Source organism: Streptomyces tricolor (assembly GCF_002155905.1).
Lineage (GTDB): Bacteria > Actinomycetota > Actinomycetes > Streptomycetales > Streptomycetaceae > Streptomyces > Streptomyces tricolor.
Genome location: NZ_MUMF01000946.1, coordinates 1 through 8,915 on the forward strand (window position 1 = coordinate 1; position 8,915 = coordinate 8,915).

Here is an 8,915-nt window from a genome sequence, read left to right on the forward strand (position 1 = left end):
AGCAGGCTCTTCTCCCGGCCGTCGAAGGACTTCAGCGCCCACGGGGTGTTGTAGACGTACTCGACCAGGCGGTGGTCGCAGAACGGCACCCGCACCTCCAGGCCGACGGCCATGCTCATCCGGTCCTTGCGGTCGAGCAGCATGCGCACGAAGCGGGTCAGGTGCAGGTGGCTGATCTGCCGCATCCGGTACTCGAAGTCGCTCTCGCCGGTCAGCCGGTCGATGCCGGCGACGGCGGTGCGGTAGCCGTCGGCGACGTAGCTCTCCAGGTCGAGGGACTTGGCGAGGTCGGGGCGCACCACGTCGGCGTCGTCGCCGAAGTGGCGTCCCATGGTCGCCAGCCACGGGAAGGTGTCGGCGCGCCGCGCCTCCTCGTCGAAGAACTGCAGGTAGCCGCCGAAGACTTCGTCGGCGGACTCGCCGGACAGGGCCACCGTGGACTTCTCCCGGATGGCGCGGAAGAGCAGCAGCAGCGAGCTGTCCATGTCGCCGAGGCCCGAGGGCAGGTCGCGGGCGCGGATCACCTGGGCGCGCACGGCGGGGTCGGCCAGGGCCTGGGCGTCCAGCACGATGTCCTGGTGGTCGGTGCCGGCGAGCCGGGCCACGTCGTGCACGAACGGCGTGTCGGGGGTGCCGCGCAGTTCGTCGGCGACGAAGTTCTCGGCCTGGCCGACGAAGTCGACGGCGAAGCTGCGCACCTTCTCGCCCTGCGCGGCGAGTTGCCGGGCGGCGAGCGCGGTCATGGCGGAGGAGTCGAGCCCGCCGGAGAGCAGGGTGCAGCGCGGCACGTCGGCGACCAGCTGGCGGCGCACGATGTCGTCGAGCAGCGAACGGACGGTGGCGATGGTGGTGTCGCGGTCGTCGGTGTGCGGACGGGTCTCCAGGCGCCAGTACACGCGGGTGGACAGGCCGGACCGGTCCACGGTGACGACCGTGCCGGGCTCCACCTCGCGCATGCCGTCCCAGACGGCGTGTCCGGGCGTCTTGACCATGACGAACAGCTCGCGCAGGCCGTCCAGCGTGACGCGGGGCCGGGCCAGCGGGTTGGCGAGGATCGCCTTGGGCTCGGAGCCGAACAGGACGCCGTCGGGGGTCGGGTAGTAGTAGAACGGCTTGATGCCCATGCGGTCGCGGATCATCACCAGCTTGTGGTGCCGGCCGTCCCACACGGCGAACGCGTACATGCCGTTGAGCCGTTCGGCGACCGCGTCGCCCCATTCCAGATAGCCGTGCAGGACCACCTCGGTGTCGGAGTCGGTGGTGAACCGGTGGCCCCGGTCCGTCAGTTCCCGGCGCAACTCGGTGAAGTTGTAGGCCTCGCCGGAGTAGACGAGGGCGACGGTGCCCTCGGAGGTCTGTACGGACATCGGCTGACGGCCGCCGGGGAGGTCGATGATGGCGAGCCGGCGGTGGCCCAGGGCGGCGGGGCCCTCGGCCCAGGTGCCGCGGTCGTCCGGGCCCCGGCAGACCATCGTCTCGGTCATCGCATGCAATGTGGTGGCCTCGGCCGTCAGGTCACGGTCGAAAGAGACCCATCCGGTGATGCCGCACATGCGCTACCTCCTGCCTCCGGCTGCCCGTCGCCCCCTCGCTCACCTGCGCTTTCCCGGTGAGCGGGGGTCGGCCGACAAACCAGTTGTATCGAGCACCTATATGACGAGCCTCCGTCAGGCACTCGGGCGCGTCAACGTGGCCGTAACACGACGAGGCCGCCCGCCCCACGATTTCGGCCGCATTTTGCCTCAGCAAAATCCGCCGATCCGCGCGCTACCGGGGAAGGGGCGACATGAACCGGCCACAGGCAAAAACTTGCTCAAGAAGCCGGTGCGTTACGGCTTCGCGGTCAGAAACGCATCGAGTGCGCCGGTCAGTTCGGCCGGCTTCTCCAGCGGCAGCTCGTGGCCCGCGTCCAGGACGCGGACGACCGCGTCGGGGTAGGCCTTGGCCAGCCGGAGCATCTGCCGCACCGGCAGCTGTACGTCGTGGTAGCCGTGCACCATCAGGGTCGGCGCGGAGATCTCGCCGGCCCGGTCCAGGACGTCGAAGGCCCGCATCGCGCCGTAGAGCGTCATGACGACCTCGCGCGGGGTGGCGGCGGAGGCCCGGACGTGCTTCCGGATCTCCTCGCGCGGGTAGCCGGGCCCGAAGGCGCGCTTGATGTTGGCGGCCACGAACAGGGGGAACGGCACCAGGGTGGAGGCCGCCATCAGCAGACCCCGGCCACGACTGTAGGTCATCCGTCCGATGGAGTTGACCAGCACCATCCGCTCCACCCGCGCGGGGTGCGCGAGGGCGACGGTCTGCGCGATCATCCCGCCCATCGAGTGACCGACCAGCGCGCACCGCTCCACCTCCAGGTGGTCGAGGAGCGCGACGACGTCCCGCGCCAGGTGGGCGATGCCGGGCACCCCGGCCCCGGTGCTCTCCCCGTGCCCGCGCAGGTCCAGCCGGATCACCCGGCGCCGGGCGGAGAAGTGCGCCGTCTGGTGGTCCCAGCGGTGCCGGTTCGCGGTCCAGCCGTGCACGAACACCAGGGGCACCTCCGCCGCGTCGCGGGGTCCCTCGTCGTCGTACGCCAGTCTCGCTCCGTCGACGTCGAACTGCGGCATGCGGGGCCTCCTGGTGTGCGGCACGATCCGGTTACTGGCGAGTACGGTAACCGGCGGCGGGGCCTCGCGTCACCGGCGTCCGCCGGGGAGTTCCCGCGGTGCGCGGCGGCGTCGACGAGGTCCGGATTACCCCGAATGCCGCATACGTGAATCCGCCCTATCGTGCTGTCATGGAGCACGCACTGAGTCCCGCTACCCTCGCCGAACTGCGGCGACCGCGCCCCTATCCGGCGGTCTCCGTGCTGACCCCGACGCACCGTCGGGAACGCGGAAGCGGCCAGGATCCGGTCCGGCTGCGCAATGTGGTGACCGAGGCACGCAGACGCCTGGAATCCGACCCCGCCGTCACCCGCGACCGGCGCGCCGAGGTGGTGGCCCAGCTCGACCGGGCGCTCGCGGAGGTGGACCTCACGCACGCCGAGGACGGCCTGGTGATCTTCGCCGCGCCGGGCGAGCACCAGGTCTGGTCCCTGGCCCGGCCCGTCCCCGAGCGGGTGGTGCTGTCGGACACCTTCCTCACCCGCAACCTGGTCGCCGCGCAGGCCGCCGAGCGGCCCTTCTGGGTGCTGTCCATCGCCGCGGACCGCGTCTCCCTGTGGAGCGGCGGCGACGACCGTGTGGTGCCGTCCCGTGCGGGCGGCTTCCCGCTGGAGCGCAGACGGGAGAACTTCGACGCGGAGCGCCAGATGCAGATCGGTGATCTGCCCAGCACCTTCCGCGACGAGGGCACCCGGCAGTTCCTGCGCGAGGCGGACACGGCCATGAGCACCGTCCTGCGCGAGCAGCCCCGGCCGCTGTACGTCATGGGCGACCAGGCGGCGCTGTCCCTGCTGGACGAGGTCGGCAGCGTCGCCAAGGCCGCCGTCCACGTCCCGCGCGGCGGCCTCGGGCACGCCGGTCCCGACGCGGTCTGGCAGGCGGTGCGGCCGGTGCTGGAGGCGGAGTCCCGCAAGGAGACCGCGGCCGTGGTCCGGGAGCTGACGTCGGCACGCGGTCACCGGACCTTCGCGGCCGGGCTGGACGAGCTGTGGCAGAGCGCCCGCGAGGGACGGGTCCGGCTGCTGGCCGTGGAGGAGAACTTCCGGGCCACCGTCCGGGATCTGGGCGCGCATCTGGTGCCGGCCGAACCCGGCGACCGGGACGCCCGCGACGACATCGTGGACGAGATCGTCGAGCAGTGTCTGGAGACCGGAGCCGACGTCCGCTTCGTGCCGGACGGCACGCTCGGCGACGCCGACGGCATCGCGGGGGTGCTGCGGTACTGACCCCGAGGCGCCGCCCTCGCGTCGGCGTACGCTACGGCGTGATCGTCGGCGTGAGGGAGCGCACACATGGGTGACCTGCTGGGTGTGGCGGTACTGGGTGCCGGACACATGGGGGCTGATCACATACGGCGTCTCGACCAAGTGGTCAGCGGAGCCAGGGTGGCGGCGGTGGCCGATCCGGACCGCGACCGGGCCGAAGCGGCCGTGGCCGGCCTGGCCGGGGTCACCGTGCACACCGACCCGGTGGCCGCGCTCGACGCGCCCGGCGTGGCGGCCGTCCTGATCGCCTCCCCCGGCCCCGCGCACGAGGAAGCCCTGCTCGCCGCCTTCGAACGGCGGCTGCCGGTGCTGTGCGAGAAGCCCATGGTGCCGGACTCCGCCGGTGCGCTGCGGGTCGTGGAGGCCGAGGCCCGCATCGGCCGCCGGCTGGCCCAGATCGGTTTCATGCGCCGCTACGACGCCGAGTACCAGCGGCTGAAGGCCCTGCTGGACGGAGGAAGCCTGGGCCGGCCCCTGATGCTGCACTGTACGCACCGCAACGTCTCCTCCCCCGCCGGCTTCACCAGCGCCATGCTGATCAACAGCTCGGTCTCGCACGAGATCGACGCGGCCCGCTGGCTGCTCGGGCAGGAGCTGACGGCGGTCACCGTGCTGCGGCCCGCACCGTCCGCGGGCGCGCCGGAGGGCCTGATCGATCCGCAGTTCGTGCTGTTCGAGACCGAGCGGGGCGCTCTGGTGGACGTGGAGGTCTTCGTGAACTGCGGCTTCGGCTATCAGGTGCGCTGCGAGGCGGTGTGCGAGGCGGGCAGCGCCCGGATCGGCGACGAGCACACCATGGTGGTCACCGCGCGGGGCGCCGCCCGCGAGGAGGTGGCCCAGGACTATCTCGTCCGCTTCGCCGACGCCTACGACCGCGAGGTGCAGGCATGGGTCGACGCGGCCCGGCGCGGCGAGGTCACCGGCCCGGACGTGTGGGACGGCTACGCGGCAGCCGTCGTCGCCGAGGCCGGCGTCCGCGCCCTGTCGACAGGCGGCCGGGCGACCGTCGACCTCGCCCCGCGCCCCGACGTGTACGCCACGGCCGGCCGCTGACGCGCGCGGCGCCCGCTGACCCGGCTCACACCCCGCCGAACAGGGCGCTCAGCCCCCGCTCCACCACCTCGGCCACGTCCTCCTGCCCGCACGCCACCACCTGGTAGGTGCGCACCAGGAAGCGCCGCAGCGTCGAGGCCGGGAAGAGCAGCAGGGCCATGCCGTGCGGCGAGTGGAACTCCAGGACCGTGCGGGTGCGGCCGTAGGGCCATATCTGCACGTCCCCGTGGCCGGCCGGGGCGCGCAGCCCCTGGTCGAGCAGGGCCCGCGCGAAGGTCCAGGTGACCTCCTCGCCGTGCAGCGCGGCCTCGGCCGGGAAGTCCACGAACACGGCCAGGGGATCGTCGGCGGTGTAGCGAAGGGTGGCCCGCACCGGGACCTCGTTGTCCTGGGCGGTGATGAGCCGGGCTTCGGCGAGCTGTTCGACGGTGATGTCCATGTCCTTTAGGAGTCCGCTCGGGCCCGCCGCATGACGCCAATTCCGGTCAGAGTTCGGCGGGTACCGGCCGCTCCGCGGCACCATGGAACAGACAAGCGTCGAACAGGTGCGTGAACACCGGGCCGAGACGGGTCCGCCTGACTCAACTCACGTAAGCGCACTACGACTTGGCGGACGAGGCGCGTACACCGTTCGTACCCTCGGAACGCTCCGGGAAGACTCTGGCATATGCCGGAAGCACCACCGTATCGTGTGTTGCCAAATCCCTTACAGGGCGTCGCGGGCTGTGCAACAGTCGTAGCGGTCCCCCCGTCGTCCCCCGCCGTACCGTTCCCCATCGGAGTGCGTCATGCCGTCCCCAGTCTCCGCGGACCGCTCAGCCGCCCAGCCGCCCGGGCGCGGCTCGGTCGAGGCGCTGATAACGCAGGCGCGGCGGCTCAAGGGCGACGTGGACGCCGTACGGCGGGACACCCGGAGCGACGGTGCGGACCCCGAGGAGCGCTGGCAGCGAGCCCTGTACGACCTCGCCCTGCACCAACTGGACGACCTGGACGCACACTTGGCGCAGCTGCGGGACGGCCCGGCCCCCGCCCCCGCCGCCCCGGGCGGTTCGCTGCTCAGCCGCGTCGGCAGCGCCGAGTGGAACCTGCTGACCGACGAGGCCACCTGGTCCGGGGAGCTGTACCAGATCCTCGGCCTGGACCCGGCCCGGCCCGCACTCACCCTGGACGAGCTGCCCAGCCTGGTCCTGGAGGAGGACCGGCCCCGGCTGACCGCGATGGTGACGGACTGCCTGGTCGACGCCAAGCCGATCGACGGCGAGTTCCGCGTCGTACGGCCCGACGCCTCCCTGCGGACCGTGCACATGATGGGCGAACCGGTGCTCGGCGCCGACGGTGGCACGACCTCCATGTGGGCCGTGCTGCGCGACGTCAGCGAACTGCGCCGCAGCCAGCGGACGGTGTGCGAGACCCGTGACTCGCTGCACCGCCACCGCCGGCAGGAGCAGACCGAGCACCGGATCGCGGCAGAGCTGCAGGAAGCCGTGCTACCGCCATGGCGCGGCTCCCTGCGGCTCCCGCACCAGGGACCGGTCGCCCTGGACCTCGCGGCCCACCGCCTCCCGGCCGCGACCCCCACACTGATCGGCGGGGACTGGTACGACGCGCTGGAACTGTCCGACGGCCAGACCCTGCTCACCGTCGGCGACCTCACCGGACAGGGCGTGTCCGTCGCCTCCGGCATGGCGATGCTGCTCGGCGCCGTACGCGGCATGGCACTGGCCGGCACGGAGCCCGGGCAACTGCTCACCCTGCTCAACCAGTTACTCGACACCACCGTGCAGCCCGCCCTGGGCAGCGCCGTGTGCTGCCGCTACCGGCCCGAGAGCCGCACGCTGGTCTGGGCGCAGGCGGGACACCCCGCCCCGCTGCTGTACCGCGACGGGACGGGGCGCCCGCTGAACGCACCGGACGGCGTCCTCCTCGGCGCCTCCTCGGGCGCCGTCTACGGACAGTCCGTCGTCACCCTGCAACCGGGCGATCTGCTCCTGCTGCACACCGACGGGCTGATGTCGGGGCAGGGCAGGACGGCGGCCGTGGACCGGCTGCTCGACCTCGCCGCACGGTTCGGCACGGCGCGCACCGCGCAGGACTGTGTGCGGACGATCGTCGAGGAGTTCGGCGGAGCCGGGCGCGAGGACGACGCGTGCGTGCTCGTCGCCAAGGTCACCGCGTAACAGGGTCACCGCATCACACGGTCACCGGCAACAGGGTCACCGCATGAGAGCGTTGTCGCAGCACAGCGCTCTCGCCTGACGGCAGCCGACCCGTCGGGCCGGACCGCGCACAGGCCCCTCATGCCCCTCATGCCTGTGCGTTGTTGCCGTCCCCCTTGGCCCTCGGCTTGGGCAGGGCGAGTCTGATCTCCTCCCGCAGCTGGTGGATCTTCGGGTAGCCGGCGTACTCCGCGGTCAGCCGGTACATCTGCCGCAGCCGGTCCCAGGTGCGACGGGAGGAATTGGACCCCATCGACATCAGCGCCAGCCGTGCGTAGCGGTCGGCCTGTTCGGGGTCGTCGGCGATGAAGCAGGCCGAGGCCATGGACAGATGGTCGAAGATCTTCGACCGCTCGCGTCCGTCGACGCGCAGGGCGAGGGCCTTCTCCGCGTAGTACTGGGCGTGTGCGGCCGCGCCCGGGTCGAACTCCGCCAGGGTGCGGTAGGCGAGCGCCTGCATGCCGTACAGGTCCTCGTCCTTGAAGGTCTGCATCCAGTCCGGCGGTTCCACGTCCTGCCGGTCGGAGACGAAGAGGTCCTCCGCCCGTCCGAGCGTGCGGCGCATCGCCTGGCCCTTGCCCATCGACGCCTGCGCCCAGGCCTCGATGGTGTGGAACATCGCCTTCGTCCGCGGCTGCAGGCGTTCGCCGGCACCGGACTGGGCGAGCTTCATCAGGTCCAGCGCGTCGTCCGGCCGGCCGAGGTGCACCATCTGCCGGGCCGCCCGGGACAGCGCCTCACCGGCGCGCGGCCGGTCCCCGCCCTCCCGCGCGGCATGGGCGGCGATGACGAAGTACTTCTGCGCCGTGGGCTCCAGGCCGACGTCGTGCGACATCCAGCCCGCGAGGACGGCGAGGTTGGCCGCGACGCCCCACAGGCGCCGCTGGAGATGGGGTGGATGGTGGTAGGCGAGCATCCCGCCCACCTCGTTGAGCTGGCCCACGACCGCCTTGCGCTGCAGCCCGCCGCCACGGGCCGCGTCCCAGGCGCGGAACACCTCGACCGAGCGTTCCAGTTCCTCGATCTCCTGGGACCCGATGGGGGCGGCTTCGTAGCGGTCGAACCCGGCGGGGTCGGCGTGCAGGGGGTCGTCGAGGACAGGGGCGTCGGCCTTCAGGGCCGGGTCGGTGTGCAGCCAGTCGTACATGGCGCTGCTGAGTGTGGATCCCGCGGCGAGCGCTGCACCCGCGCCCACCAAGCCGCGTCGGTTGAGCATGAGGTCCATTCCCGTGAATTCGGTGAGGACCGCGGCGGTCCGTTCGGGCGCCCACGGCACACCGTCGGGATGTTCCTCGATCCCGTCGCTCTGCCGTTTCCCCGCACGCCCGTGCCGCACCAGACCGAGGTCCTCGATGGTCACGACACGGCCGAGACGCTCGGTGAACAGGGCCGCCAGCACCCGCGGCACCGGATCGCGCGGGATCTCTCCCATGTCGATCCACCGCCGCACCCGGGAGGTGTCGGTCGCCAGCTGGGGGTGGCCCATGGCCGCCGCCTGCCGGTTGACCAGTCTCGCGAGTTCGCCCTTCGACCAGCCGGCCAGGCCGAACAGGTCCGCCAGTCGGGTGTTGGGTTGTCCGCTCACGTCAAGCCCCCAGGTTCTCGGCTGAGTTGACAGTAGCCGGGTGCAGGTTGCCGGGCGACTATTCGCCACGGTTCGCCAGGGTCCGCCAGATGGTGTGCCACTGGGCATCGGGTGTCAGGTAGGAAAGCGCCACCCCGACCCGGTCGCC

The 8,915-nt window shown here is 72.0% G+C and carries 7 protein-coding genes; 3 read left to right on the forward strand and 4 right to left on the reverse strand.

Going from position 1 to position 8,915, the window contains the following annotated elements; all coding sequences use genetic code 11:
- Positions 1 to 1,553 (reverse strand): asparagine synthase (glutamine-hydrolyzing) (asnB, locus tag CCN44_RS41775; RefSeq protein WP_086704454.1); only part of this gene is annotated, 1,553 nt, incomplete at its 3' end.
- A gap of 276 nt (positions 1,554 to 1,829) precedes the next feature.
- Entirely contained in the window at positions 1,830 to 2,609 is a 780-nt protein-coding gene (locus tag CCN44_RS41780; RefSeq protein WP_086704457.1) for an alpha/beta fold hydrolase, read from the reverse strand.
- Between the two features lie 170 nt (positions 2,610 to 2,779).
- On the opposite strand from CCN44_RS41780, the gene CCN44_RS41785 reads away from it, so the two are divergent.
- Both CCN44_RS41785 and CCN44_RS41790 read left to right on the forward strand, forming a co-directional pair.
- Complete coding sequence (locus CCN44_RS41785; protein WP_059247444.1) at positions 2,780 to 3,874, forward strand: baeRF3 domain-containing protein; 1,095 nt, start codon at positions 2,780 to 2,782, stop codon at positions 3,872 to 3,874.
- 66 nt (positions 3,875 to 3,940) lie between these two features.
- Positions 3,941 to 4,966 (forward strand): Gfo/Idh/MocA family protein, encoded by a 1,026-nt coding sequence (locus CCN44_RS41790; protein WP_086704459.1) that lies wholly within the window; start codon positions 3,941 to 3,943, stop codon positions 4,964 to 4,966.
- A 25-nt stretch (positions 4,967 to 4,991) separates the two neighbouring features.
- On the opposite strand, the gene CCN44_RS41795 is transcribed toward CCN44_RS41790, so the two are convergent.
- A complete protein-coding gene (locus tag CCN44_RS41795) occupies positions 4,992 to 5,405 on the reverse strand; it encodes an SsgA family sporulation/cell division regulator (protein ID WP_086704462.1) in 414 nt (137 codons plus the stop codon).
- A 349-nt stretch (positions 5,406 to 5,754) separates the two neighbouring features.
- Between CCN44_RS41795 and CCN44_RS41800 the strand changes: the two genes are divergently transcribed.
- Entirely contained in the window at positions 5,755 to 7,143 is a 1,389-nt protein-coding gene (locus CCN44_RS41800; RefSeq protein ID WP_086704465.1) for a PP2C family protein-serine/threonine phosphatase, read from the forward strand.
- A gap of 127 nt (positions 7,144 to 7,270) precedes the next feature.
- On the opposite strand, the gene CCN44_RS41805 is transcribed toward CCN44_RS41800, so the two are convergent.
- Positions 7,271 to 8,767: a DNA-binding protein NsdB gene (locus tag CCN44_RS41805; protein WP_086704468.1), complete on the reverse strand. Its 1,497-nt coding sequence runs from the start codon at positions 8,765 to 8,767 to the stop codon at positions 7,271 to 7,273.
- Positions 8,768 to 8,915 lie beyond the last annotated feature (148 nt).

What these genes read in the sequence shown, in the direction of transcription:
- CCN44_RS41790 (WP_086704459.1), top strand. Translation starts at nt 3,941, where the DNA reads ATGGGTGACCTGCTGGGTGTGGCGGTACTGGGTGCCGGACACATGGGG.
- CCN44_RS41795 (WP_086704462.1), bottom strand. Translation starts at nt 5,405, where the DNA reads ATGGACATCACCGTCGAACAGCTCGCCGAAGCCCGGCTCATCACCGCC.
- CCN44_RS41780 (WP_086704457.1), bottom strand. Translation starts at nt 2,609, where the DNA reads ATGCCGCAGTTCGACGTCGACGGAGCGAGACTGGCGTACGACGACGAG.
- CCN44_RS41785 (WP_059247444.1), top strand. Translation starts at nt 2,780, where the DNA reads ATGGAGCACGCACTGAGTCCCGCTACCCTCGCCGAACTGCGGCGACCG.
- CCN44_RS41800 (WP_086704465.1), top strand. Translation starts at nt 5,755, where the DNA reads ATGCCGTCCCCAGTCTCCGCGGACCGCTCAGCCGCCCAGCCGCCCGGG.